Source organism: Streptomyces aureoversilis (assembly GCF_042657885.1).
Classification (GTDB): Bacteria; Actinomycetota; Actinomycetes; order Streptomycetales; family Streptomycetaceae; genus Streptomyces; species Streptomyces aureoversilis.
On sequence record NZ_JBHSKJ010000026.1, the window covers coordinates 46,637 to 70,968 of the forward strand.

Genomic DNA, 24,332 nt, shown 5'->3' on the forward strand with positions numbered 1-24,332 from the left:
TCTCAAGCTCTTGGGTATGAGCTTAACTCGGCCTTATTTAAACTTCAAGGATCCAGAGCGCGACCGAGAGCGCGACAGCAGCGACAGGAAGCCGGTGGGTGAAACAGTGGATGTCATGACCAAACGACCCGAAGAGGACACCGCTCGAACGGAGCGGAAGGTCTCCGCCGCCGCGGCGGAGCCGCGCTGGCTCACCGACGCCGAACAGGACGTCTGGCGGGCGTTCCTGCACGCCACCACCCTGCTGGAGGACCATCTCGACCGGCAGCTCCAGCGCGACGCGGGCATGCCGCACGTCTACTACGGGCTGCTCGTCTCGCTCTCCGAGGCGCCCCGCCGCCGGATGCGGATGACCGAGCTGGCCCAGCAGGCCAAGATCACCCGGTCGCGGCTCTCGCACGCCGTCGCGCGGCTGGAGAAGAACGGCTGGGTGCGCCGCGAGGACTGTCCCTCCGACAAGCGCGGCCAGCTGGCCGTCCTCACGGACGAGGGCTTCGCGATGCTGCAGAGGTCCGCCCCGGGCCACGTCGCCGCCGTCCGGGCGGCGCTCTTCGACCGGCTCTCCCCCGAGCAGGTCGTCCAGCTGGGTGAGATGTGCCGGACGATCGCGGAGGGGCTGCAGCCGGCGGGCGCGGACCTGCCCTGGCTGCGCTGACGGAGCCGGTTCGCGGGGGTCGTCAGCGGCGCCGGTCCACGGGGGTCGTCCGCGGCGTCCGCGGCGTCGGTCCGCCGGGGGGCCGTCCGCGGCGCCGGTCCGTGAGGGTCGTCCGCGGCGCCCGCATGCGCGAAGGCCCCCGCCGTACGTGGCGGGGGCCTTCGTCAGTTGCTTACTCCTGCTTGCTTCGTGCGGGTCAGTGCGCCATGACCGGGACGGAGTTCTCCGCGCCCTCGCCGTCGCCCGAACCGGCGACCACACCGCCCTGGTGACCGGCGTTGACGAAGGTCATCGCGACCAGTGCGGACAGCGCCAGGATGCCGACGGCCCACCACACGGCGGTGGAGTAGCCGTGCACCATCGACTGGAAGGTGAGCAGCTTCGGGTCGGACCCGGCGCCCGCGTGCGACTTGAAGTAGTCGGTGGTGGCGCTGGCGGCGATCGTGTTCAGCAGAGCGGTGCCGATGGCGCCGCCGACCTGCTGCGAGGTGTTGACCATCGCCGAGGCGACACCGGCGTCACGGGCCTGCACCCCGTACGTGGACAGGCTCATGGCCGGCATGAAGGCCGTACCCATGCCGAGGCCCATCAGCATCAGACCGGGCAGGACCACCGCCGCGTAGGAGGTGTCCAGGTCGATCCGGGTGAGCAGGCCCATGCCGACGGCCGCGAGCAGGAAGCCCGGGCCCATCAGCCAGCGCGCCGGGACGCGGGTCATCAGGCGGGCGCCGATCTGCGTGGAACCGGCGATCATCGTGGCGATCATCGGCAGGAACGCGAGACCGGTCTTGACCGGCGAGTAGCCCCGGACGATCTGCAGGTAGTAGGTCAGGAAGAGGAACAGGCCGAACATCGCGATGGCGGCCAGACCCAGCGAGACGTAGACACCGGCGCGGTTGCGGTCGGTGAGCACGCGCAGCGGCAGCAGCGGGGCCTTGACCTTCTTCTCGACGAGCACGAAGGCGAACAGCAGGACGGCGGCGGCGGCGAAGAAGCCGAGGGTGCTGCCGGCCGTCCAGCCGTCGGACTCGGCGCGGGTGAAGCCGTAGACCAGCGAGACCAGGCCGAGGGTGGCCAGGATGACGCCGGGGACGTCCAGCTTCGAGGGGTTGCGGGCCTCGGCCGGCTCACGGATGACGGCGATCGCGCCGGCCGCGGCGACGACGGCGAAGGGGATGTTCACGAAGAACGTCCAGCGCCAGTTGAGGTACTCGGTGAACAGGCCGCCGAGGATCAGGCCGACGCCACCGCCGGCACCGGCGATGGCACCGAAGATGCCGAACGCCTTGGCGCGCTCCTTCGCCTCGGTGAAGAGGACGGCGAGCAGCGACAGGGCGGCCGGGGCGAGCAGCGCGCCGAAGACACCCTGCAGGGCGCGGGCGCCCAGCAGCATCCCCGTGTTGACCGCGGCGCCGCCGAGCGCCGAGGCGGCGGCGAAGCCGATCAGGCCGATGACGAAGGCCCGCTTGCGGCCCCACAGGTCGGAGATGCGGCCGCCGAAGAGCAGCAGACCGCCGAAGGCGAGGGCGTAAGCCGTGATGACCCACTGCCGGTTGCCGTCCGAGATGCCGAGGTCGGCCTGGGCGGAGGGCAGGGCGATGTTCACGATGGTCGCGTCGAGGACGACCATGAGCTGGGCCAGGGCGATGAATATGAGCGCTTTCCAGCGCTTCGGGTCGGGGGCGGTACGGATGTCTGGCATGAGTGTGTCTACCTCGGCGCTCGGTGGAGCGGGACGGTGGGGTCGTGGTGGTGGTGGTGGTGAAGGTGCGGGCCCGGCTGGGCCTGCGAAGTCTGGGGGGTCACCGGGGGGTGGAGTCGGAGCGGGAGCCGACGTCGACGCCGGAGCCGGAGTCGGAGCCGGAGCCGGAATCCGGGCGTGATGCCGGGCCGGCATCGAGGCCGGCGTCAGCTCCGGCCCCGGCTCCGGCATCGACGTCGGTGCCGGCCGCGGAACAGTGCTTGTGACGGCGCAGGTCCTCCAGCGTGGCGGCGGATCCCGGGAGTTCGGACCGGGCCGGGGCCATCAGGCCGTCGAGGAACAGCTGCAGGTGCCGGTGGACGAACTGATCGAAGGCCGCGCATCCCTTGCCCGGCAGCGGCCGGGTCAACTGCGTGATGGCGACGATGAGATCACCGAGCCCGATGTCACCGCGCAGCTGACCGGACGCGCGGGCGTCGGCCATGATGCGTTCGACCTGCTCGTCGAGACGGTCGCGCGCAGCCACCAGCTCGGGGTGGTTGGGGTCGACGCCCTCGTCCAGCAACGTGCAGAGCGCGCCCACCCGTTCGTCCGCGGCGGCGTGGACGAACCGCCTCAGCGATCGGAAAGCATCGGGCTCCTCGGCTCGTGCCGCCTCGGCCCGGTCCGCTAGACGGGCCATGACGGAGAGGGTGACATGGTGGATCAGCTCGCGGCGGTCCGCGAAGTGCCGGTACAGCGTGGCATTTCCGACCCCGGCCCGTCGAGCGATTTCATCGAGGGAGCTCTCCGCCCCGTATTCGACCAGCGCCTCCCGTGCGGCGGCGATGATCCGCTCGCGGTTGCGCAGGGCGTCCGCGCGGAGGCGCGGCGGTTGAGCGGTGGCCACGGCCTTGCTCCTTCGGGGCGGGGGCGGGTACGGGTACGGACGGGCGGGACGCGGCCCGAGGCGGAACCGGGGAGAGGTTCCCCGTTTTCCTCGGACGAGGGGTAAACGGGGAGAAGGTCCCCGGATATTTCACGGGCGGAGGGTGACGTACGTCACTCCCTGTCACCGACGCGCGGGCGGCCGACGGGCGTGCCCCCATCTGCCGCAGTCCGGGAAGCGCGCGGGGCCGCGGCGGCAGAAGGTGATCACAGAGAGCGGCGGCGCCGCGCCCTGGAGGAGCCGGTCCTGGAGGTACCGGTCCTGGAGGTACCGGTCCTGGAGGTACCGGTCCTGGAAGTGCCAGGCCTGGAGGCGCCAGCCCTGGAGGCGCGCCAGTCCTGGAGGTGCCCGCATGAGCCCCGGCCCGGAGACTCCGGCATGAAGGCCCTGCCGACATGAAGGCCCTGCCGACATGAAAGCGCTCGCCGGCGTGAAGGCCCTGGCCGGCATGAAGGCCCTGGCCATCGTGGTCATGGCGGCAACCGCGATCGCCATGACCTCACCGGTGCCCGCCGGGCACTTCGGGCACTTCGGGCCCGGCGCCGAGGCCGGGGCGGGCGGGCCGCCCGCCGCCGGGGACACCGGGGGCCGGCCACCCTCCGGCCCGTGCGCCCTGCCCGGCGCCACCGACAACGTCTCCGAGACCGCGCGGACGCCGCCCGGCTACGCCCGCTCCAGCGGCACCGTCCGCGCCGTCACCTTCCTGATCGACTTCCCGGACTCCCCCGCCACGACCACCCCGCAGGCGCGCTACGCCGAGTTCTTCCCGGCCGTCGCGGACTACTACCGGGCGAGCTCCTACGGGCGGCTCGACTACCGCTCCACGCCGGTGCTGCGCTGGATCCGGATGTCCCGCCCGTACGCCGCCTACAGGATCGAGCGCGGCACGCCCTTCGACGCGGACAGCGACGACGGCTACCACGCGATCGCGGCGGAGATCCTCGACGCGGTGGACGACACCGTCGACTTCCGCCGCTACGACCTGATCAACGTGCTGGTGACGCCGGGCGCGGGGCCGCCGGCCACCGAGGACGTGCGGTCGGTGACGTTCGCCGGCTCCTCCACCGGCCTGACCACGGCCGACGGCGCCCCCTTCAGGAACGTCTCGTTCATCTGGAGCCGTCAGACGGGCGACAGCCCCTTCCGCGTCCTCAACCACGAGAACGCGCACAGCTTCGGCCTGCCCGACCTCTACTACACGGGCCGCGGCGCCGCGCTGCTGAAGACGCCCGTTGGCCACTGGGACCCGATGGACGAGGACTGGGGCCCGTCCAACGACTTCCTCGCCTGGCACAAGTGGAAGCTGGGCTGGCTCGCGCCCGCGCAGGTGCGCTGCCTCGACGGGCCGGGCGTCCGCTCGTTCGCCCTGACCCCCACGTCGGTCCCGGGCGGCCTCAAGCTCGCGGTCGTCCCCGTCTCCCGGCACACCGTGATCACTCTCGAGGCGCGGACGCCCGGGCCGCTGGACCACGCGGTGTGCCGCCCCGGCGTCCTGGTCACCGCGATCACCACCACCATGTCCACGGGCTCCGGGCCCGTGCGCACGGCGGACGCCACCCCCGGCAGCAAGGGCTGCTACACCACCGACCTGAACGTGAACGCGGCGCTGAGCGACGCCCCGTACGCCGCCGGGCAGCGGTACACCGGGCCGCCCGGCATGTCCGTCGACGTGCTCGGCGAGGACGACGAGGGCGACTGGCAGGTGCGGGTGCGGACGGTCAGGCCGCGTGCCAGTGACGGCGGCCGAGACTGATCAGCCGCAGCTGCCGCCCGGCCGTGTCGGCGATGGCGCGCTCCTCCTCCGGGGACGCCTCCAGGAACGCGGACGCGGTCATCACGAGGTGGTCGACATAGAGCCCGGCGAGCATGCGCACGTCCTCGGCGCTCCACCCCTGCGAGACCTCCTGCGCGGCGAGGGCGGCGGCGACCTCGTCCCCGAACCGCTCCAGCTCCGCCGCTATGGCCTCCCGCACCGCCCGCACCCCGCCGTGCCGTTCGCGGGCGATGAAGCGCACGTGCGCCGGGTGCCGCCGCACGTGGCCGGCCACGGCCTCGACGCTGCGGTCGATGACCTCCTCGGCCTCCTGCTGCTCCGCCAGCACGGCCCGGATCATCACGTGCAGGCTGCCGAGCGACTCCTCCACGAGCGCGACCCCGAGCTCGGCCATGTCCCGGAAGTGCCGGTAGAACGCGGCGGGCGCGACCCCCACGACCCGCGTGACCTCCCGCAGCCCGAGGCTGCTCAGACTCTGCTCCTCCAGCAGCCGCAGCGCGGCGTCGAGAAGGGCCTGACGGGTCTTCAGCTTCTGGGCCTGACGGACCCCGAGGGTGGCGTGGGTGCTGCTGCTCATGGATTCAGTAAACAACTGTTTGCCACGGGACGCCAGGAGCGCTACGCTGGATTTCAGTGAACAACTGTCATTCCAACTGTTCACCCAAGAAGGGAAGGACATGATCTTCCTAGTGGCGGCCGTACTCCTCCTGGGAGTCCTCGTGGGCGCCGCCGCCCATCTCGCACTCCCCGTGATCATCCCGGCGGCGACGGCGATCGCCCTGTGGCTGCTGGTCTTCGCGATCCGCGAGCGCAGGAGGGAGCACTGAAATGCCGACGACTCCGACGACGACCCTGACGAAGCGGCCGAAGCCTCAACGGCAACCGCAGCCGCAACCACACCCGCAGCCGCAGCCGCAGCCGGAGAAGCCGCCCGCCCGCCGGGAGGCCGACGGCATGGCGGTCGCCTCCTTCGTCCTGGGCCTGGTGGGCCTCCTGATCTTCAACATCGTCCTGGGCCCCCTGGCCCTGACCCTGGCCGGCCTCGCCCTCCTCCGCGGCACGAACCGCCGCGGCCGCGCCGCCCTGGGCCTGACCCTGGGCGCGGCCGACCTGATCGTCCTGGCCGCCCTGGCCACCACGGACCACACCCTCTCCTGGAGCTTCGGCCCCTGACCCCCGCCCGCCGCCACCCGCTACACTGGCGGCTACCTTGCCTCCGTAGCTCAGGGGATAGAGCACTGCTCTCCTAAAGCAGGTGTCGGCAGTTCGAATCTGCCCGGGGGCACACGGACAGAAAGCCCTCCCGTCCTTCCGGACGGGAGGGCTTCTGCGTTCCCCGGCGACGCTGCCCGGGCGACTTCACCGGGCGGCGTTCACCGGGCGCTGCTCACCAGGCGACCGGGAGGGACTCCGGGCCGCGGTTGATGGAGCCTCGGCGCCAGCGCATTTCGTTTTCGGGGACGGCGAGGGTCAGGTCCGGGAAGCGGTTGAGGAGGGCGGTGAGCATGACTTCCGCCTCCATCCTGGTGATCAGGGCGCCGACGCAGTAGTGGGGGCCGTGGCCGAAGGACAGGTTGGGGGCGTCGTCGCGGGTGAGGTCGAGGCGGTCCGGGTCGCGGAAGACGGACGGGTCGCGGTTGGCGGCGAGGTAGGAGACGTAGACGACGTCGCCGCTGCGGATCACCGCCTCGCCGACCTGCATGTCCTCGGTGGCGACGCGGGGCAGGCCGACGCCGTTGCGGTGCGGGATGTAGCGCAGGAGCTCTTCCACCGCCTGTGGGAGCAGGGCCGGTTCGGCGCGCAGGCGGGCCAGCTGCTCGGGGTGGGTGAGCAGTGCGTACACCATGTTGGAGACCTGGTTGCGGACCGCGTCCATGCCGTTGAGGACGAGCATCACCGCAAGCGAGATCAGCTCCGGCATGCTGAGGCCGCCCTCCTTCTGGGCCTCGACCAGGGCGCTGAACAGGTCGTCGCCGGGGTGCTCGCGGCGGTGCGCGGCCATGGCCTTGAAGTAGCTCGCGATCTCGCCCTTGACGGCGTTGCTCTCCTGCTCGGAGTGGTTGCTGGAGAGGATGACGCTGCGCCAGGTCTGCAGCCGGTCGAGGTCGTGGGGCGGGACGCCGAGGAGCTCGCCGATGAGCTGGGCGGGCAGGGGGTCGGTGAGCCACTCGGTCAGGTCGGCCGGGGAGCCGTGCTCGGCCATGCGGGAGAGCATCTGGTCGGCGAGCTCCTCGGCGCGGGGGCGCAGGGCGGCGACGCGCTTGCGGCCGAAGGTGAGGGCCACGTGCCGGCGGATCCGGGTGTGGTCGGGCGGGTCGGTGCGGCCGACGCCGCCGGCCGGGGCGACGACGTGCGGCGTCATGCTGGTGACCGGCCGGTCGACGGTGAGGGCGCGGCTCAGCCGGGGGTCGGCGGCGACCGCCTTGACGTCCTCGTACCGGGTGGCCAGCCAGGCGTCGCCCTCGCCGAACCGCAGCCGGATCCGCGCGATCGGCTCCTCGCGCAGCAGACGGTGCATGAGGGGGTCGAATTCCAGGCCGGGGAGGTGATCCACCGGCCAGTCGTGGACCGTCTCGCCCGGCTTGCGGAAGGCCGGGCAGGATTCCCCGGCCATGGCAGATTCCGGAGCGGACTCCGGGGAGGGCTCCGGGGCGGACCTCGCATCGGGCGTCGCATCGGGCGTCGGATTCGTCAGCGGTTCGGCCATCGGACCCTTCCTCGCTCGCCGGGCATCGCTCACCACGCGACGGGCAGGTGCTCCGGCCCCCGGATGAGCGCGCTCCGCTGCCACCGGATCTTCTCCACCGGTTCCGCGAGGCGCAGGTCCGGGAAGCGTGCGATCAGGCTGGAGAGGATGATCTCGGATTCCAGGCGGGCGAGCATCGAGCCCAGGCAGAAGTGCGGTCCGTGCCCGAAGGACAGGTGCGGATTGTGCTCCCGGTCGAAGTCGATCTCGTCCGGGTGGTCGAAGACGGAGGGGTCGCGGTTGGCCGTGAGGTACGAGGAGTGCACCACTTCGCCGGCCCGGATCAGCACGCCCCCCACTTCGACGTCCTCCATGGCGATGCGGCCGAGGCCGACGGCGTTGCGGTGCGGGATGTAGCGCAGCAACTCCTCGATGGCCTGCGGGAGCAGCCCGGGCTCGCGGCGCAGCCGCTCCAGGTGGTGGGGGTGGGTGAGCAGGGCGTAGACCATGTTGCTGCTGTTGTTGCGCACGGCGTGGGCGGCGCTGGCCTGGATGAGGAGCGCGATGGCGACGGCTTCCTCCGTGCTGAGGTCGCCCTTCGCGACGGCGGCGGCCAGCTCGCTCGCCAGGTCGGGGCCCGGCTCCGCGCGCTTCTGCGCCAGCATCTGAACGAAATAGGCGGCCATCTCGGCCTTGGCCCGGTCGCTGGCCTCCCGCCCGTGGCCCGCGGACAGCAGGACCTCCGTCCAGTGCGCCATGCGCGGCAGGTCGGCCTCGGGGACGCCCATCAGGTCGCTGATGACGGCGAGGGGCAGCGGGCCGTTCAGGTGCGCCATGAGGTCCGCCGGGGGCCCCTCGCGCTCCATGGCGTCGAGGAGTTCGGCGGCCACGCGCTCGGCCCGGGGGCGGAGCCGTTCGAGGCTGGCGGGCGTGAAGGAGCGCGCCACGGCCTTGCGCAGGCGGGTGTGCTCGGGCGGATCGGCGAAGCCCACCGCCTCGTCGAGCGGGATGAAGTGGGGGGCGAGCCGGGTGATCGGGCGGCCGAGCACGGCCTGCCGGCTGAACCGCGGGTCGGACGTGACGAACTTGACGTCCTCGTAGCGCGTCACGAGCCAGGCGTGCCCCTCGCCGTGGGGGAGCTTCACCCGGGCGATGGGCTCCTCCCGGAGCCGCTCGGCCATGAACGGGTCGAAATCGAGCCCGCGCAGATCGTCCACGGCCCAGAAGCGCACCGGGTACTGATCCGAGTCGGATGCTTCGGATGCTGTCGTCGTCACCATCAGTGCCCTCCCGCCCACCCCGTCGCTTACGAACCGTTGCTCACGAACCGGACGCCTGTACGCGGCTCTTCCAGGACAAGCTCCCCGGAAAGCCGCACCGGCAACAGGGCACGCCGGGAAAATCACCCGTACGGCTTACAGACCGCCGACCCGTGGCCACCTCCCCGGCCCGCCCCCGACCGGCCCCTCGGCCCGCCCCCCAGCCGCCCCCTTCGGCCACCCCTTCACCCCACCCCCCTCGTACGACTTACAGCTGATCGGATTGTCCGTCAGGCGGCTAAAGTCGACTTGACCACTGGTTGTCGGGGCCAGTGCACGTGGTTCCGGGACGCCGGGTGTCCCGGGGGGAGGGCATGTATCCGCATGAGTCGTCGCTCCAGTGGGCTGATAGGGATCTGGGCCGAAACGCAGCGCCAGCAGCAGCGCCTGCGGGAGGCCGAGCACCGCGAACAGGTGCAGTTCCAGAGGGAGCAGGAGCGGCGGGAGCGGGCGGCGGCGCGTGAAGCCGCGCGGGCCGACCGGGAACAGCGGGCCGCCTACCGGCAGCGGCGCGAGGCCGAGGCCCGGCGGCGCACGGAGGAGATCGAAGCGCGCGTCGCGGAGCTGACGGGACTCCTGGTGACGGGCTGTCAGGTGCCGGCGTTCTCCACCGCCGCGCTGCGCCGCCCCGAGACCGTGGAGCCGTTCAACCCGGGGCACCTCGCACAGCCGGTCCCCATGCCGGACCCGGCCCTCTATCAGGCCCAGGGCGGCTGGGGCTTCGGCGCGGGCCACGGCCGCGAGCAGTACGACCACGACCTGCGGGCCGCACAGGCCGCCGAGGCCACGCGCCTGCAGCAGCTGGCGGCGTACCGGCGGCAGTACGAGCAGTGGGCCGCCGGGCAGCTCGCCGAGATCCGGGAGCACAACGCGGGCGTGGAGGAGATGGTCGCGGCGCTGCGCGCCGGTGACACCGACGCCGTCGTCGACTACTTCTCCGCAGCCCTCTACGCCTCCTCCGCGTGGCCCGACGAGTTCCCGCACCAGGTGTCGGCCGCCTACGACCCGGCCGCCCGGCAGCTGGTGCTGATGTGGGAGCTTCCGGCGTACGACATCGTGCCGGAGGCGAAGGCCGTGCGGTACATGCCGACCGCCGACCAGGAGAAGGAGACGGCGCGCCCCGCGGCGCAGCGCCGGGCCGTCTACCGGGACGTGCTGGCCCAGTGCGTCCTGCTGGTGCTGCGCGACCTGTTCGCGGCGGACGGGTCCGGGGCGCTGGAGTCCGTCGTCGTCAACGGCTTCGTCGACGACCACGACCCGGCCACGGGCCGCCGTGCGGAGATCGTCCTGGCCTCGGCCACCGTCTCCCGCTCCGTCTTCGCCGGGCTGCACCTGGAGCAGGTCAGCGCGGTGGACTGCCTCACCGACGGGCTCGGCGGGCAGCTGTCCGCCCGGCCCGACCAGCTCGCCGCCGTGCGCCCGGGCCGGATGCCCGCCGACGTCGGGCGCGGCGTCGTCTCCCACGGGGGCGGCGACGACCCCGACCTCTACGAGATGGACCCGGTCGCGTTCGAGGCGCTCGTCGCCCAGCTCTTCCGCGCCCGCGGCATGCAGGCCGTGATGACGACCCGGTCCAACGACGGCGGCGTGGACGTCGAGGCCCTGGACCCGGACCCGATCAGCGGCGGCCGGATCATCGTGCAGGTGAAGCGGTACCGCAAGACGGTCCCGCCGACGGCCGTCCGGGACCTGTACGGCACGGTGCAGGGCGCCGGCGCCAACAAGGGCGTGCTGGTCACCACGTCCGGCTTCGGCCCCGGCTCGTACGCCTTCGCCAACGGCAAGCCCCTGACGCTCGTCCCGGGCGAGGAGCTGGTGGGGCTGCTGCAACGGCACGGGCTGCGGGGACGGCTCGGCGGCGGCAGCGGGCCGCAGGGCGGCGGCCGGCAGCCCGCCGCCCCGGCGGCCGCGCCGGACGACAGCGCGCCGGGAGATCACGGAGAGCCCGGCCCTCCCGGTGACCACAACGTCCTCGGCATGTCCTGGTCCGGCGCCGTCGCCCTCGACGTCTGCGCCCTCGTCTGCCGGGGCACCCGCGTGCTCAGCGACGAGCACTTCGTCTTCTTCAACAACCCCGCGACCCCCGACGGGGCCGTGCGCGCCGTGCCGCCGCCCCGCGGGGACAAGGCCGCCGTCCGCGTCGCCTTCGAGGCGCTCCCGGCGGACGCCGACCGGCTCGTCCTCGTCGCGGCCGTCGACCCGGCCGTCAATCCGGACGCCGACCTGGCGGGGTTCACCGACGCCCGGATCCGGCTGGCGGACGGCGCCGGTGCCGAGCTGGGGCAGCTGGAGGTCTCCGACGGCCGGGCGGGCGAGACCGCGCTCGTCCTCGGCTCCTTCCGGCGGCGTGCGAACGGCGACTGGGACTTCGTCCTGGGCGGGCAGGGGTACGAGGGCGGGCTGGAGGAGCTGCTGGGGGACTACGGGATCGAGGTCGCGTAGGCCGGGGCGTACGGAACGGGGTCGCGAAGCCGGGTCGCGTGGATCGCGGCCCTCGGCCCCGTCCCCCCTGCCCCCTGCCCCCTGCCCCCTGCCCCCTGGGTTATCCACAGGCCCCCGTTCGTGTCGGCGGCCCGCCCTAGACTTTCCGCATGGCCGACCTCACCGAGACCGCCCGCCCCGCTGACCCCTTCCCTTCCCCCTCCCCCACACCCGACGCTGCGGGCAGTGAGGCCCTGGGCTGCCTGCGGCGCGTCTTCGGTTACGACGCGTTCCGGGGCGATCAGGAGGCGATCATCGAGCACGTCGTCGCCGGCGGCGACGCGCTCGTCCTGATGCCCACCGGCGGCGGAAAGTCGCTGTGCTACCAGATCCCGGCCCTGGTCCGGCCCGGCACCGGCGTCGTCGTCTCCCCTCTCATCGCCCTCATGCAGGACCAGGTGGACGCGCTGCGCGCCCTCGGCGTGCGCGCGGGCTTCCTCAATTCCACGCAGGACGCGGACGAGCGGCGGATGGTCGAGGCCGAGTTCCTCGCCGGCGAGCTCGACCTGCTCTACCTCGCGCCCGAGCGGCTGCGCGTGGAGAGCTCGCTGCGGCTGCTCGACCGCGGCAAGATCTCCCTCTTCGCCATCGACGAGGCGCACTGCGTGGCCCAGTGGGGCCACGACTTCCGGCCGGACTACCTGGCCCTGTCCGCCCTGCACGAGCGCTGGCCGGACGTGCCGCGCATCGCCCTGACCGCGACGGCCACCGAGGCCACCCACACCGAGATCGCGTCCCGGCTGAAGCTGCAGGACGCCCGGCACTTCGTCGCGAGCTTCGACCGGCCCAACATCCAGTACCGCATCGCGCCGAAGAACGACCCGAAGAAGCAGCTGCTGGAGCTCCTGCGCACCGAGCACGCCGGGGACGCGGGCGTCGTCTACTGCCTCTCCCGCAAGAGCGTGGAGGACACGGCGCACTTCCTGGCGCAGCACGGCATCGACGCCCTGCCGTACCACGCGGGGCTCGACGCGGGCACCCGCGCCGCCAACCAGGCGCGGTTCCTGCGCGAGGACGGCGTCGTCGTGGTGGCCACGATCGCCTTCGGCATGGGCATCGACAAGCCCGACGTCCGCTTCGTCGCCCACCTCGACCTGCCCAAGTCCGTCGAGGGGTACTACCAGGAGACGGGCCGCGCCGGGCGCGACGGCCTGCCGTCCACGGCCTGGCTCGCCTACGGCCTGCAGGACGTCGTCCAGCAGCGCAAGATGATCGACGGCTCCGAGGGGGACGAGGCCCACCGCCGCCGGCTGGCCGCCCACCTCGACGCGATGCTGGCCCTGTGCGAGACCGTCGAGTGCCGCCGGGTGCGGCTGCTGGCGTACTTCGGGCAGGCGAGCGGCCCCTGCGGCAACTGCGACACCTGCCTCTCGCCGGCCGAGACCTGGGACGGCACCGTCGCCGCCCAGAAGTTCCTCTCCGCGGTCTACCGGCTGGCGCGCGAGCGGCGGCAGAAGTTCGGCGCGGGCCAGATCATCGACATCCTGCTCGGCAAGAAGACCGCGAAAGTCATCCAGCACGACCACGACGGCCTCACCGTCTTCGGCATCGGCACCGAGCTGAGCGTCGCGCAGTGGCGGGGCGTGGTGCGGCAGCTGCTGGCGCAGGGGCTGCTCGCCGTCGAGGGCGACTACGGCACGCTCGTCCTCACGGAGGCCAGCGGCGAGGTGCTCGGCGGCCGGCGCGAGGTGCGGCTGCGCAGCGAGCCGGAGCGGCCGGCGCGGGCCTCGTCGAAGTCGGGCGGTTCCGGCTCGGGCTCCGGTTCGGGCTCCGGCAAGCGGGCCGCACCGGCCGACCTGCCCGCCGAGGCGGTCCCGGTCTTCGAGGCGCTGCGGGCCTGGCGCGCGGCCACGGCGAAGGAGCAGGGCGTCCCCGCCTACGTGATCTTCCACGACGCGACGCTGCGGGAGATCGCGACGGCCGCACCCGCCTCCCTCGAAGCGCTGTCCGGGGTGAGCGGCGTGGGCGAGAGCAAGCTGGCGAAGCACGGCGAGCGGATCCTGGAGCTGCTCGCGGAGATGCGGGAAGGGACAGGAGAAGGGACAGGAGAGCTGTAGGCGGGAGAGCTGTGAGCAGGAGTGCTGTGAGCGGGCCGGGGCGCGCCGGGGGCCGCGGCCGTGAGCAGCCGCGGCCGCGTGCCCTCACCGCACCCCGGTGAGGTGGGCGTAGACGACCACGTTGCCCAGGTAGGCGTGGCTCTCCTCGGAGAACCCCCCGCCACAGGTGATCACCCGCAGCTCGGCGCGCTTCGACGGCCCGTACACCTTCTGCGACGGGAAGTCCGTCCGGCTGTACACCTCGATCGCGTCGATGGTGAACAGCGCCGTCCGGCCGTCCGCGCGCGCCACCTCCACCCGGTACCCCTTCTTCAGGGCGCCGAGGTTGTAGAAGACGGCCGGCCCGGTGACGGTGTCGACGTGGCCGGCGACGACGGCGGTGCCGGTCGCTCCGGGCGCCGCCCCGTCCGCGTACCAGCCGGCGAGGTTGCTCTCGTCGTCCCGCGGGCTGGAGAGGCTGCCGTCCTGCAGCAGGCCCAGCGGCTGCAGCGGCGCGTCCACGTCGATCGCCGGGATCCTGACCCGCGTGGGCACGGCGGCCGGCAGCGGCGGCACCGCGCGCTCGCCGCGCACCGGCCCCACGGGCGGCCCGGCGGCCGGGAACGCCTCGGCCGCGGAGGGCACCGGGGGCGGGTCCTGGATGTCGGCACCGCGCTGGATCAGCCAGCTCCCGAAGCACAGGGCGACGGCGATGCACGCGGCGGCGACGGCCTTGCGCCGCGACTCTCGCCGCGACTCACGCCGGGACTCGCGCCGGGACTCGCGCGCCCGCAGCGAGGACCGCGGGGGGCGGCGAAGGCCGGGCGGGAGGGCCGCGGAGGGCCTGGCGGACCTGGCGGACCCGGCCGACCCGGCGGAGAGCGGGGCCGCCAGGGACGCCGCGGCCGCCGCGGCCCGTCTGTTCGGATTCCGGCGCATCTGCCGCGAGTTCCGCGGCTTGCGGGAACCGTGCGCCCTGCGGACGGCCCGTTCGCCTGCGTTCTGCGACTGGGACATCGTTCTCCTCCACCGCGCCCCTGGTCCCCGGACGCGCGCGCGTTCGGGGACCAGGGAACGGAGCCGGCCGGGGGCGCGTCAGACCCGGTTGCCGTTGCTGCCACGGCGCCGCAGGTACCAGGTGCCGCCCACCGCCGCGGTGGCCAGCACGGCCGCACCCGCCATGAGCTCGGTCATGCCGGAGTCGTCGCTCGTGGAGCCGACACCGGTCTTCATGCCGCCCTTCGGGGGCTTGGCGGGGGTCGTGGAGGATCCGGAACCCGTACCGGAACCGGAACCGCTGCCCGTACCGGGGCTCGCGCTCGAATCCGACCCCGACCCTGAACCCGAGCCCGTACCCGCGCGCGTGCCCGAGCCGGTGGAGACGACCAGGTCGCCCGTGGCTTCCTTGCCGCTGTGGCACTTGACGCCGACGCCGTACGTGCCGGCCTTCGCACTGTTCGGGACCTTGAAGGTGCCGACGACGGAATCCTTCTGCGTGCCGGGCTTGAGCTGGAACGAGGCCGGGCCGCCGACGGCGCTGGCGTCGCCCGTGCCCGAGCCGTTGGCGCCGCAGGCGGTGGTGTTCACCGTGACCTCGGTGCCGGGCTTCGCGGGGTTCGGGCCGACTTCCAGCTTGCCGAAGTCCGCGGCGAGCGCGGGAGCGCTCGCCAGCCCGAGGGCGGCTATGGACAGGGCGGTCCCGGTGAGCACTCGTGAGTTACGCATGCTTGTTCCTCCGTGAGCGCGGCCGCGGCACTTCGATGTGCCACCGAAAGGAGTGGGGGGTCCGCGCTCCTCAGAGCCGAGCGAACCGGGATCCGGCCCCTCCCGCACCCTGACGTCACATCAGAACCACCGGCCCGGAACGGGCTCCCGGCCCCGGTCGGCGGACGTAAGGGCAGGTCACCGACGGTAACCACACAGTAACCGGAGGAGTGGCTCCCGGGCGTGGCAAACGGGTGAACCCCGGGGGCGCACGGCACCCGCCGCGAATCACACGGAACGGTGACCCCACAGTCGGAGGGGGCACTTCCGCCGGGGGCGCGCGTATGCTCTGCGCCCATGGGGGAGGAGACCGAGGTCCCCGTCAACAGCGAGATGCGCGGCGAGACTTGGCGGGTCCGCATTTCCACGTCCGGCGGGGACGTCCTGGGTGCCGGCATCCTGCTGGCCGCCGATGCGGTCCTCACCTGCGCCCACGTCATTCCCTCCGGCCCCCGTGACCCCACCTTCCCCGCCGACCCCACCAGCCCTGCCGGCCCCACCGGCCCCACCGGCAGCGTGTTGGTCGAGCTGGTCGGGGTGCCCGGCGCCCGCCCCGTGGCGGCCCGCGTGGCCGACGGCTGCTGGGTGCCCGAGCTGGAGGACTCCCGGGGCGACGTCGCCCTCCTCACCCTGGACGAGCCGCAGGACGCCCGCCACGCCGCCCCGCTGCACCGCGTCGCGCCCTCGCGCGGCCGGACCGTGTGGATGTGCGGCTTCCCCAGCACCAGGGAGCTCAAGGACGGCGTCTGGTTCCGGGCCACCCTCGCCGGGCCGTCGGGGCCGCGCGGCGAGTGGGTGCAGATGTTCCCCGTGACGCCCGAGGAGACGGTGCGCCCCGGCTTCAGCGGGGCCGCCGTGACGGACGCGGAGACCCACCGCGTCCTCGGCATGGTCGTCAGCCGCTACGACGACCGCTCCTCGGCCGCGCCCGCGGACCAGCGGCTGCACCTGTCGTACATGATCCCCATCGAGACCGTCGTCCGGCACCTGCCGGCCATCGCCCGCTACGTGAGCGGCGAGCGCGGCAACGGCCTGCCCTCGGTGCCGCGGAGCGCGGCCCGGGACCGTGACTTCGCCCGCTGGCTCGCCCGCTGGTTCGCCGCCGCGGAGGGCACGCGGCGGGTGGAGGCGATCGTCATCAAGAAGGGCGAGGCGGTCCGCTCGGCGACGCTCAGCAGGGCGGTCGCCCTGGCCGACCGCGAACTCCCCGCGGACGGCCCGGCTCCGGCCGACGGGCCCACCGGCCGCACCGGGCACACCAGGTCCGGCGGGCCCGACGGGTCCGGCAACAGGTCCGACGGGCCCGGTGCGTTACCCGGCGGCCCCGGCACGTTCCACCAGGACCGGAAGCAGCTGTGCGAACAGCCGGCACAGCCGACGCAACCGACACAGCCGCCGCACCAGGCCGCGCCACCGGCCGCACCCGCCCCCCGGCCCGCCGGAAGCGAGTCCGCGGGAAGCAAGCCCGCCGGGCACCGGCCCGCCGGCCTGCGACCCCCCGCGCCCCGCAACGCCCCGCCGCCCGGCACCCCGCCCGATCCCCGCCCCGGCCCCCGGCCGCACGCCAACGGCGCCTCGCGCCGCCCCCCGTCCGCGTACGAGACGGAGGACGACGTCCTGCCGCCCCTCGGCAGCGTCGACCTCGCCCTGGACGTCTCCGGGGAGACCGTCGCCAGGGTCGCCGAGCGCATCGCCGACCGGCTCGGGCTGCGCGCCGCCGACGACGAGGAGTCGCCGGTCGGCCGCCTGGGCGCGGCGCGGAGCGTGCCGCTGACGATCGTCGCGGAAGGCGTCGACTACGCGGCCGACCCCCTGGCACTGGTCGAGTTCACCGGGCTCCTCGCCACCCGGGGCGCCCGGCTGCTCCTCGTCTTCCGCAACCCCGAATCGCAGAGCCTGGAGCTGGCGCTGAGGATGGCTGACCCCGCCAAGGACGACATCGCCGCACGCCTCGACCGGGTGCGCGAGGGCATCGACCACATCGCGCGCCGCGAGCGCACCGCCTTCGAGAAGACCGCCCTCATCGCCCCGGTGCGCCCCGTGCCGCAGCGCGCGGCCGCCCTCCGGCTGGACCTCACCGCGCTGCGCCGCCACCCGGAGCGCGGCGGCGAGCGCTTCCTGGCCGACCTCGCCGCCTTCGAGCGGGCCGTGGAGTCCGGGCTGCTGCGGATAGAGGAGGCGATCGGCCTGGCCGAGGCCCGGATCGCCCGGCGCAACGAACTGCGCGGCCGGCTGGAGGCCTTCTTCGCACTCCTCGCCGCCCGCAGCCTGGAGGAGGAGCGGGCCGCCGCTCCCCTCTACCGCACCGCCCACAACCTCCTCTACCAGGCGCCCTGCGAGCTCGCCGAGGCCGAGCGGGCCGTGGAGCGCTTCGCCGAGGCCGTACGGCACCACACCCACCGTCCGCGAGGGGGCGACCCCGGATGACCACCCCTGGCAAACCGCCCGGCAATCCGCCCGGCGACCGGCCCGGCAGTCCCACCGGCGAACCGCCCGGCAATCCCGGGAAGCCGCCCGGCAGCCCCCCGGGGGAGCCGCCCGCGCAGCCCCCCGCGCCTCCTCCGCCCCCGGACCGCTGCCCCTGGCCGGGCTGCGACGGCCGTATCGAAGCCACCGGCTTCTGCTCCACGCGCGGCCACCGCGCCCGGCGCGAGGTCCCGCCCGTGCCGGACAGCCCGCCCACGGCCGGCACCCGCAGGCGGGCCGAGACCGACCGGCTGTTCACCGTGGGCCCCGCCGAGGACGGCCTGCTCGACCTGCCCTACATCGCCACCCCCTCCCCCGAGGCCCTGGTCGTCGCGGACCCCCGGGTCCCGGCCGGCGGCAAGACCTGCGGGCACGACGGGTGCACCGCGATCGTCGGCCGTCCGTACGCCGGGCAGCCGGCCCTGCCCACGGGCTTCTGCGAACGGTGCGGCCACCCCTACGACTTCACCCCGCGCCTGGCCCCCGGCGATCTGGTCGGCGAGCAGTACCGCGTGGTGGGCTGCGTGGCCAACGGCGGCCTCGGCTGGGTCTACCTCGCGCACGACATCCGCCTGGAAGGCAATCCCGTGGCCCTCAAGGGCCTCATCAACACCCGTGACCCCATCGCGCTGCACAACATGGGCGAGGAGCGGCGCAACCTCATCCGCTCCGACCACCCCGACATCGTCCGCATCATCAACTTCGTCACCCACCCGGAGCCCGGAGCCGCCGACGCGGCGGACAGGAGCGGAAGCGGGGGCGGGGGCGGAAACGGAGGCGGAAACGGAAGCGGGGTCGGGACCGGGAACGAAGATGAGGACGGGGACGGAGACAGGGACAGTGACGGCCACACCCGTTACATCGTCATGGAGTTCGTCCGCGGCATGCTCCTCTCCCAGGTGCGCGACCGCATCACCCGCCGCGAGGGCCCCTTCGGCGAGGACCGCATCTTCGAGTACGTCCTCTCGTACGGCTGCCGCATCCTCGACGCCCTGGAGAGCCTGCACCGCAAGAACTACGTCTACTGCGACCTCAAGCCCAACAACGTCATGCACTACGCGGACCGGATCAAGCTCATCGACCTCGGCGCCACCCGCGAGCTGGGCGACGAGAGCGGCGTCGTCCTCGGCGCCCGCGGCTTCACCGCCCCCGAGGTCGTCCGGCTCGGCGCCCGCGGCCTGTCCGTCCAGTCGGACCTCTTCAGCCTCGGCATGACCCTGCGCGCCCTCTCCGACGACTCCGGCCGGCAGCCCGAGGGCCTGGGCGCCGAGTCCTACCGGCGGGCCGTCTCCCGCGCCACCGCGGAGGACCCGCTCGACCGCTTCGCCTCCGCCCGCGAGATGGCCGAGCAACTGCGCGGCGTCCTGCGCGAGATCCGCTCCCTGCGCACCGGCACCGAGCACCCCGAGCCGTCCACCCTGTTCGCCCCCGCCGCCACTCTCCTCGACGATTCTCTCGGGCGCGTGCCTCCCCTGGAGCGCTGGCTGACCGGTGAGCGGCGCCCGCTCCTCGACCCGGGCCTGCCCGCGGCCGACCGCGTCCCGCGCCACCTGCCCGTGCCCTACCCCGACCCCGCCGACCCGGCCGCGGCCCTGCTCGGCCAGCCCACCAGCAGCGGGCCCCGGCGCCTGATCCAGCAGCTGTCCACCTCCGGGCACGAGTCCGTGGAGATCCGCCTGCGGCAGCTGCGCGCCCACCTCGAACTGGGCGAACTCGGCGCCGCGGAGGAGCGCCTGACGACGGCGAAGCAGCTCCTGGGACACCTGGTCCCCCACGACTGGCGGATCGCCTGGCACGAAGGCCTGCTGCACCTCGCCCGGCACGAACCGGCCGCCGCCCAGGCCCGGTTCGACCGCGTCTACCACGACCTGCCCGGCGAGTACGCCCCCAAGCTGGCCCTCGGCTACTGCGCCGAGCAGCGCGGCGACGCGGAGGCCGCGGAGCGCTACTACCAGGCCGTGTGGCAGCGCAACCGCTCCCAGGGCAGCGCCGCCTTCGGGCTCGCCCGGCTGCGGCTGGCCGCCGGCGACCGCACCGGCGCGGTCGGGCTGCTCGGCGGCCTGCCGGAGGTCTCCCGCCACTACGACGCGGGCCGCATCGCCTGCGTGCGCGTGCTCTCCGGCCGCCTGCACACCGATCCCGCCCGCGGGCTGCCGGGCCGCGCGGACCTGGCCGCGGCCCTGGACCTCCTGCCCCGGCTCTACCTGGACGAGGGCCACCCCGGCGGCCCGGCCCGCGACCGGCTGGAGGCGGAGACGCTCGAAGTGGCCCTGGAGCGGGTACGGGCAGGGGCGACGGCCGGCGGGCCGGGCGGGGGCACCGCACTCTTCGGCGCGGACGACGAGGAGTTCGCCCTCCGCTCCCGGCTGGAGGCGAAGCTGCGCCGGCTGGCCCGGCAGGCGCCCACGCCCGGGGGCCTGGCCGCCCTGGTCGACCTGGCGAACCGCGTCCGCCCCAAGACCCGCTTCTGACACGGCCGCAAGGGCCGGCACGTCCGGCACGTCTGGCACGTGCGGCACGGGGGAACGAATGGACCGAGGCAAGGGACCGACGCGATGAACCGGGATGCGCGATGAACCGAGACGACGGCGCGGGCCCGCAGGACCGCGCACCGACGGCGGCCCTGCCCGCCCTCACCGCCCAGCTGGGGCAGAACAAGCACCTGCCGGCCGGCTCCGGCACCGTACCGGCCCACGCCGTCCTCACCGTCGAGGGCCACGGGCTGGGCGGGCTCACCACGCACGCCTCCTCCGCCGAGGTCGTCGTCATCGACTGCTCCGGGTCGATGAGCTGGCCCAGCACGAAGATCTCGGCGGCCCGCAAGGCCGCGGCCGCCGCCATCGGCGCCCTGCGCGACGGCACCCGTTTCGCCCTCGTCGAGGGCACCGACAAGGCCCGCGTCGTCTACCCGGCCACCGGCCGGATGGCCGTCGCCGGCCCCGACACCCGCGCCGACGCCGCCCGCACCGCCCACGACCTCGTCGCCGCGGGCGGCACGGCCATCGCCTCCTGGCTCGCCTGCGCCCGCGACCTGCTCACCGCCCCGGGACAGGACCACCCCATCCGGCACGCCCTCCTGCTGACCGACGGCAGGAACGAGCACGACCGGCCCGACGAGCTGGAGCGCGTCCTCGCCGACTGCGCCGGGAAGTTCACCTGCGACGCGCGCGGCATCGGCGACCAGTGGGCCGCCGCCGAACTGCGGGCGATCGCCGCCCGGCTGCACGGCAAGGCGGACGCCGTCGAGCGCGACTCCGATCTGGAGGAGGAGTTCCGCACGATGATGACCAGCGCCATGACGAAAGCGCTGCCCGGCATACGGATCCGCGTCCGGCTGCGCGTCGGCAGCGAGCTCCGCTTCTTCAAGCAGGTCTTCCCCACCGAGCTCGACCTGACCGCGGAAGCCGTGCAGTCCGGGGAGCGCAGCTGGGACTTCCCGACCGGGGCCTGGGGCGACGAGTCCCGCGACTACCACCTGTGCGTCACGGCCGACCCCGCCGGCGACCCGATGGGCGAGGACATGCAGCTGGCCTCCCTGTCGCTGGTGGCCGACGCCGTCGGCGACCACCCCGCCGAGGCCGTCGTCTCCGTGCCCCGGCCCGTCCCCCTGCTCGTCCACTGGACCGACGACGCCGCCCTGTCCACGCGCGTCCACCCGCGCGTCGCCCACTTCGCGGGCCACGCCGACCTGGGCCGTGCGGTCAACGCCGGCTGCGAGGCCTACGAGCGCGGCGGCCGCGCGACCGCGGAGGAGGAGTGGGGCCGGGCGGTGCGGCTCGCCGACGACCTCGGCGACGAGAAGATGCTGCGCCGGCTGCGGCGGCTGGTGCACGTCGACGACGCCCGGGAAGGGCGGGTCCGGCTGCGCGACGTCATCGCCGCCGGCGACCTCCACGCGGCCTGGGTGGGCTCCGACCACAGCACACAGGCGCAGGCGTCCTGGGCCGCGCCGCCCGGACCGCCCGCCCCGCCGCCTCCCGTCCACGGGCAGCGGCGCGCGCCCGGTGCGGCCCAGGTCGCGGCACCGGCCGCCCGCGCCTCCGGCACGTCCGGCGGGACCGGCGCATCCGCCCGGGCAGACGTACAGTGCCCGCGCTGCGGGCGCGTCTCCCCCGGCACGGCACAGGTCTGCTCCCAGTGCCGGTACCGCCTCACGGACCGGCCCGCGCCGCCGGAGCGGCAGCGGCGAGCGGAGCACGAACGGCCGGAGCACGAGCCGCCGGAGCCGGCCGCATGACCACCCCCGCGGACACCAGGCCCTGGCTGATACGCCGTACGGCCGTCCTGCTGGTGGCGACCGTGCTGGCCTGCGGCGCCCTCCTGGCGGCGTACTACGGGGTGAGCCGGGACGCCGCCCAGGTGCCGGACCGCACCGTGCCGGCGATGGGCCACGTCGCCGCGACGGAGAAGGCCCTGCAGGACTCGCTGAAGGCCGCGAAGGCCGCCCTGCGCGGCCCGGCCGCCGCCACGGAGGGCACCGGCGAGGACTACCGCGCGAAGGTCAACGCCGCCTTCAGGAGCCTGGAGAAGGCCTCCGCCACCACCGTCGCGGGCTCCGCCGGCCAGAGCGCCCTGGCCACCGCGGCCGGCCAGCTCTCCTCGTACGACTACCTCGTCGGGCAGGCCGCCCGCAGCCAGGCCGACGAGAAGCTGCGCGACGCCTACCTGCACTACGCCGACAGCACGCTGAACCGCAAGAAGAGCGGCATCATCGCCCGGCTCACGGACGTCCAGGACCGGCAGGCGGCGGTGCTGAAGTCGCAGACGTCGACCGGCTGGCTGCTGAAGCTCGCCTGGGGCGCGGCGGTCCTGCTGTGGTGCGCGCTGGCCTGGCTGCTCGTCGACACGCAGCTCTTCCTCCGGCGCCGCTTCCGCCGCCGCTTCAACGGCCCCCTCGCGGGGGCCACCCTGCTGCTGGCGGGGCTCGTGCCGCTGCTCCTGACCGCCGCCCTGCACCTCCAGGACGACCTGGGCCGGGCCTACGGCGCGGCGCGCGGCGGGGACGTATCCGGCAGCGTCCCGGATACGGTGCGCGGCCACATGCAGGACACCTCCTGGCTGACCGCCGTCCCCGCCTGGATCCCCCTGGCGGGCGTCCTCATCGCCGCCCTGACCGTCCTCGGCCTCCAGCCCCGCATCGAGGAGTACCGCTTCGCCCGGGTGCCGCAGAGCCTCGGCCGGCGGATACGTTCCTTCGAAGCCGCGACCGTCGTCCTCGTCCTGTGGCTGGTGCTGTTCTCCACCGTCGGCACGGGCGACGCGCGCAGCGAGCACCACGGGCGCATCACCGTCCTCGCCCCGTGGACGGACACCGAGGAGGCGCGCTTCCGCCAGGTGCTCGACGCGTACTCCGCGAAGTACCACGTCGACGTCGACTACCAGGGCACCACGGCCCTGCGCGAGGTGCTGCTCTCCCGGCTGAACGCGGGCAACGCGCCGGACGTCGCGATCCTGCCGAGCCTCGGCGAAGTGCGCGAGTACGTCGGCTCGGAGACCCCGCCGCGGGAGCTCGCCCCGGTCCTGGGGAACACCCTGGACGGGTACGGCCCGCTGTGGGCCCCCGCGATCGGCGGCAAGGTCTACGCCATCGCGGTCAAGGCCGACCTGAAGAGCGTCGTCTGGTACGACCCCGCCCGCCGGCAGGACCTGCGCGCGCTCGCGGCCCGCGGCGGCCAGTGGTGCGCGGGCATGGGCGGCGACGCCACGTCCGGCTGGCCGGGCACCGACTGGATCGAGGACATCCTGCTGCAGCAGAGCGGCAAGGAGGTCTACGAGCAGTGGGCCCGGGGCGAGCTGGAGTGGTCGCGCGGGGCGGTGGCCGAGGCCTGGCGGACGTTCGGCGGGCTCTTCGACCGGGGACCGGCCACGGCCGCCCTGAGCCAGGACTTCGCGAAGAGCATCTTCTCCTCGCCGTGCGCGCTGCAGCACCAGGGCTCGTTCATCCGCGACTCCGACTACACCCGCCGCGCGGCCTTCGCGCCCACGCGGGACGTCCTCCCCGGCATCGCCCGCAGCCCCGCCTCCTCCGAGGTCTCGGCGGACTTCGCGACCCTCTTCGGGAAGAGCGCGGCGGCCCGGGACCTGATGCGCTTCCTGGCCTCCCCGCAGGGCCAGCGGGCCTGGGCCGAGGCACCGCCCGGACCGGGCGGGGGCGGGCAGCAGGGGGCGGCGGGCAAGGCCGCGGCGGACCCGGGCAATCCCGGCCGGCCCTTCTTCGTCACCGCGAACGCACCGCAGCCCGGCCCCTCCGAGCGCGTCAACGACGCCATCGGCAAGGCCCTCCGGGACCGGCAGCGGCCCAAGTGCCTGGACGCCTCGGACGTCATGCCGCTCCGGATGCGCTTCGCCTTCCAGCACGGCGTCCTGGACTACCTCAGCGATCCCGGCCCGAGGAGGCAGCAGAAGGTACTGGACTACCTCGACAGCGTGCAGAAGGACCTCAAAGCCCCGCCACGGGCCGCCGGGTCACCGCCACGCGTCTGCGAGTGACCCGGAGGTGCCCGGAGTGCGGCGTGCCCGGA

At 74.0% G+C, this 24,332-nt stretch carries 16 protein-coding genes, 1 tRNA gene and 1 pseudogene; 11 read left to right on the plus strand and 7 right to left on the minus strand.

Annotated features, from left to right (window positions below; all coding sequences use genetic code 11):
- Window positions 1-115 precede the first annotated feature (115 nt).
- Window positions 116-655, plus strand: a complete 540-nt coding sequence (locus ACFPP6_RS32560) for a MarR family winged helix-turn-helix transcriptional regulator (RefSeq protein ID WP_382049961.1) — start codon at window positions 116-118, stop codon at window positions 653-655.
- 196 nt (window positions 656-851) lie between these two features.
- Here the strand turns inward: ACFPP6_RS32560 and ACFPP6_RS32565 are convergent, their stop codons facing one another.
- A complete protein-coding gene (locus ACFPP6_RS32565; RefSeq protein ID WP_382049963.1) occupies window positions 852-2,357 on the minus strand; it encodes an MFS transporter in 1,506 nt (501 codons plus the stop codon).
- 265 nt (window positions 2,358-2,622) lie between these two features.
- A pseudogene (locus tag ACFPP6_RS32570) lies at window positions 2,623-3,246 on the minus strand (TetR/AcrR family transcriptional regulator); the annotation flags it as partial.
- Between the two features lie 451 nt (window positions 3,247-3,697).
- Between ACFPP6_RS32570 and ACFPP6_RS32575 the strand changes: the two are divergent.
- On the plus strand, window positions 3,698-5,038 hold the full coding sequence (locus ACFPP6_RS32575) for a M6 family metalloprotease domain-containing protein (RefSeq protein ID WP_382049965.1): 1,341 nt from the start codon (window positions 3,698-3,700) through the stop codon (window positions 5,036-5,038).
- On the opposite strand, the gene ACFPP6_RS32580 is transcribed toward ACFPP6_RS32575, so the two are convergent.
- Complete coding sequence (locus ACFPP6_RS32580) at window positions 5,004-5,636, minus strand: TetR family transcriptional regulator (protein ID WP_382049967.1); 633 nt, start codon at window positions 5,634-5,636, stop codon at window positions 5,004-5,006. The two genes, ACFPP6_RS32575 and ACFPP6_RS32580, sit on opposite strands and share 35 nt — an antisense overlap.
- Window positions 5,637-5,736: 100 nt before the next feature.
- Here ACFPP6_RS32580 and ACFPP6_RS32585 point away from each other — a divergent pair, with 100 nt between their 5' ends.
- The 3 genes from ACFPP6_RS32585 to ACFPP6_RS32595 all read left to right on the plus strand — a co-directional run bounded on the left by ACFPP6_RS32585 (window position 5,737) and on the right by ACFPP6_RS32595 (window position 6,344).
- On the plus strand, window positions 5,737-5,886 hold the full coding sequence (locus ACFPP6_RS32585; protein WP_335581768.1) for a hypothetical protein: 150 nt from the start codon (window positions 5,737-5,739) through the stop codon (window positions 5,884-5,886).
- 1 nt (window position 5,887) lies between these two features.
- On the plus strand, window positions 5,888-6,232 hold the full coding sequence (locus ACFPP6_RS32590) for a hypothetical protein (protein ID WP_382049969.1): 345 nt from the start codon (window positions 5,888-5,890) through the stop codon (window positions 6,230-6,232).
- Between the two features lie 39 nt (window positions 6,233-6,271).
- Window positions 6,272-6,344, plus strand: a tRNA-Arg gene (locus tag ACFPP6_RS32595).
- Between the two features lie 102 nt (window positions 6,345-6,446).
- Here ACFPP6_RS32595 and ACFPP6_RS32600 read toward each other — a convergent pair.
- The gene (locus ACFPP6_RS32600) at window positions 6,447-7,673 is read right to left on the minus strand and encodes a cytochrome P450 (RefSeq protein ID WP_382049971.1); all 1,227 of its coding nucleotides are present in this window, start codon (window positions 7,671-7,673) and stop codon (window positions 6,447-6,449) included.
- A gap of 122 nt (window positions 7,674-7,795) precedes the next feature.
- Window positions 7,796-9,025, minus strand: coding sequence for a cytochrome P450 (locus ACFPP6_RS32605; protein WP_382049973.1), 1,230 nt, complete (start codon window positions 9,023-9,025; stop codon window positions 7,796-7,798).
- A gap of 363 nt (window positions 9,026-9,388) precedes the next feature.
- Here ACFPP6_RS32605 and ACFPP6_RS32610 point away from each other — a divergent pair, with 363 nt between their 5' ends.
- Together ACFPP6_RS32610 and recQ are read left to right on the plus strand one after the other, a co-directional pair.
- Complete coding sequence (locus tag ACFPP6_RS32610) at window positions 9,389-11,506, plus strand: restriction endonuclease (protein WP_382049975.1); 2,118 nt, start codon at window positions 9,389-9,391, stop codon at window positions 11,504-11,506.
- Between the two features lie 149 nt (window positions 11,507-11,655).
- A complete protein-coding gene (gene recQ / locus ACFPP6_RS32615) occupies window positions 11,656-13,602 on the plus strand; it encodes a DNA helicase RecQ (protein WP_382049977.1) in 1,947 nt (648 codons plus the stop codon).
- Between the two features lie 84 nt (window positions 13,603-13,686).
- On the opposite strand, the gene ACFPP6_RS32620 is transcribed toward recQ, so the two are convergent.
- Together ACFPP6_RS32620 and ACFPP6_RS32625 are read right to left on the minus strand one after the other, a co-directional pair.
- Entirely contained in the window at window positions 13,687-14,295 is a 609-nt protein-coding gene (locus ACFPP6_RS32620) for a class F sortase (RefSeq protein WP_382050039.1), read from the minus strand.
- A gap of 381 nt (window positions 14,296-14,676) precedes the next feature.
- Window positions 14,677-15,306: a hypothetical protein gene (locus ACFPP6_RS32625; RefSeq protein ID WP_382049979.1), complete on the minus strand. Its 630-nt coding sequence runs from the start codon at window positions 15,304-15,306 to the stop codon at window positions 14,677-14,679.
- Between the two features lie 336 nt (window positions 15,307-15,642).
- Between ACFPP6_RS32625 and ACFPP6_RS32630 the strand changes: the two genes are divergently transcribed.
- The 4 genes from ACFPP6_RS32630 to ACFPP6_RS32645 all read left to right on the plus strand — a co-directional run bounded on the left by ACFPP6_RS32630 (window position 15,643) and on the right by ACFPP6_RS32645 (window position 24,300).
- The gene (locus ACFPP6_RS32630) at window positions 15,643-17,772 is read left to right on the plus strand and encodes a trypsin-like peptidase domain-containing protein (RefSeq protein WP_382049981.1); all 2,130 of its coding nucleotides are present in this window, start codon (window positions 15,643-15,645) and stop codon (window positions 17,770-17,772) included.
- Complete coding sequence (locus tag ACFPP6_RS32635) at window positions 17,769-20,282, plus strand: tetratricopeptide repeat protein (RefSeq protein ID WP_382049983.1); 2,514 nt, start codon at window positions 17,769-17,771, stop codon at window positions 20,280-20,282. The genes ACFPP6_RS32630 and ACFPP6_RS32635 overlap by 4 nt, the downstream gene beginning before the upstream one ends.
- Window positions 20,283-20,383: 101 nt before the next feature.
- Window positions 20,384-22,048 (plus strand): VWA domain-containing protein, encoded by a 1,665-nt coding sequence (locus ACFPP6_RS32640; protein WP_382049985.1) that lies wholly within the window; start codon window positions 20,384-20,386, stop codon window positions 22,046-22,048.
- The gene (locus tag ACFPP6_RS32645) at window positions 22,045-24,300 is read left to right on the plus strand and encodes an ABC transporter substrate-binding protein (protein ID WP_382049987.1); all 2,256 of its coding nucleotides are present in this window, start codon (window positions 22,045-22,047) and stop codon (window positions 24,298-24,300) included. The genes ACFPP6_RS32640 and ACFPP6_RS32645 overlap by 4 nt, the downstream gene beginning before the upstream one ends.
- Window positions 24,301-24,332 lie beyond the last annotated feature (32 nt).

Excerpts from the sequence above, each read along its gene's own strand:
- ACFPP6_RS32560 (WP_382049961.1), top strand. The coding sequence starts at position 116 with ATGACCAAACGACCCGAAGAGGACACCGCTCGAACGGAGCGGAAGGTC.
- ACFPP6_RS32565 (WP_382049963.1), bottom strand. The coding sequence starts at position 2,357 with ATGCCAGACATCCGTACCGCCCCCGACCCGAAGCGCTGGAAAGCGCTC.
- ACFPP6_RS32575 (WP_382049965.1), top strand. The coding sequence starts at position 3,698 with ATGAAAGCGCTCGCCGGCGTGAAGGCCCTGGCCGGCATGAAGGCCCTG.
- ACFPP6_RS32580 (WP_382049967.1), bottom strand. The coding sequence starts at position 5,636 with ATGAGCAGCAGCACCCACGCCACCCTCGGGGTCCGTCAGGCCCAGAAG.
- ACFPP6_RS32585 (WP_335581768.1), top strand. The coding sequence starts at position 5,737 with ATGATCTTCCTAGTGGCGGCCGTACTCCTCCTGGGAGTCCTCGTGGGC.
- ACFPP6_RS32590 (WP_382049969.1), top strand. The coding sequence starts at position 5,888 with ATGCCGACGACTCCGACGACGACCCTGACGAAGCGGCCGAAGCCTCAA.
- ACFPP6_RS32600 (WP_382049971.1), bottom strand. The coding sequence starts at position 7,673 with ATGGCCGGGGAATCCTGCCCGGCCTTCCGCAAGCCGGGCGAGACGGTC.
- ACFPP6_RS32605 (WP_382049973.1), bottom strand. The coding sequence starts at position 9,025 with ATGGTGACGACGACAGCATCCGAAGCATCCGACTCGGATCAGTACCCG.
- ACFPP6_RS32610 (WP_382049975.1), top strand. The coding sequence starts at position 9,389 with ATGAGTCGTCGCTCCAGTGGGCTGATAGGGATCTGGGCCGAAACGCAG.
- recQ (WP_382049977.1), top strand. The coding sequence starts at position 11,656 with ATGGCCGACCTCACCGAGACCGCCCGCCCCGCTGACCCCTTCCCTTCC.
- ACFPP6_RS32625 (WP_382049979.1), bottom strand. The coding sequence starts at position 15,306 with ATGCGTAACTCACGAGTGCTCACCGGGACCGCCCTGTCCATAGCCGCC.
- ACFPP6_RS32630 (WP_382049981.1), top strand. The coding sequence starts at position 15,643 with ATGGGGGAGGAGACCGAGGTCCCCGTCAACAGCGAGATGCGCGGCGAG.
- ACFPP6_RS32635 (WP_382049983.1), top strand. The coding sequence starts at position 17,769 with ATGACCACCCCTGGCAAACCGCCCGGCAATCCGCCCGGCGACCGGCCC.
- ACFPP6_RS32640 (WP_382049985.1), top strand. The coding sequence starts at position 20,384 with ATGAACCGAGACGACGGCGCGGGCCCGCAGGACCGCGCACCGACGGCG.
- ACFPP6_RS32645 (WP_382049987.1), top strand. The coding sequence starts at position 22,045 with ATGACCACCCCCGCGGACACCAGGCCCTGGCTGATACGCCGTACGGCC.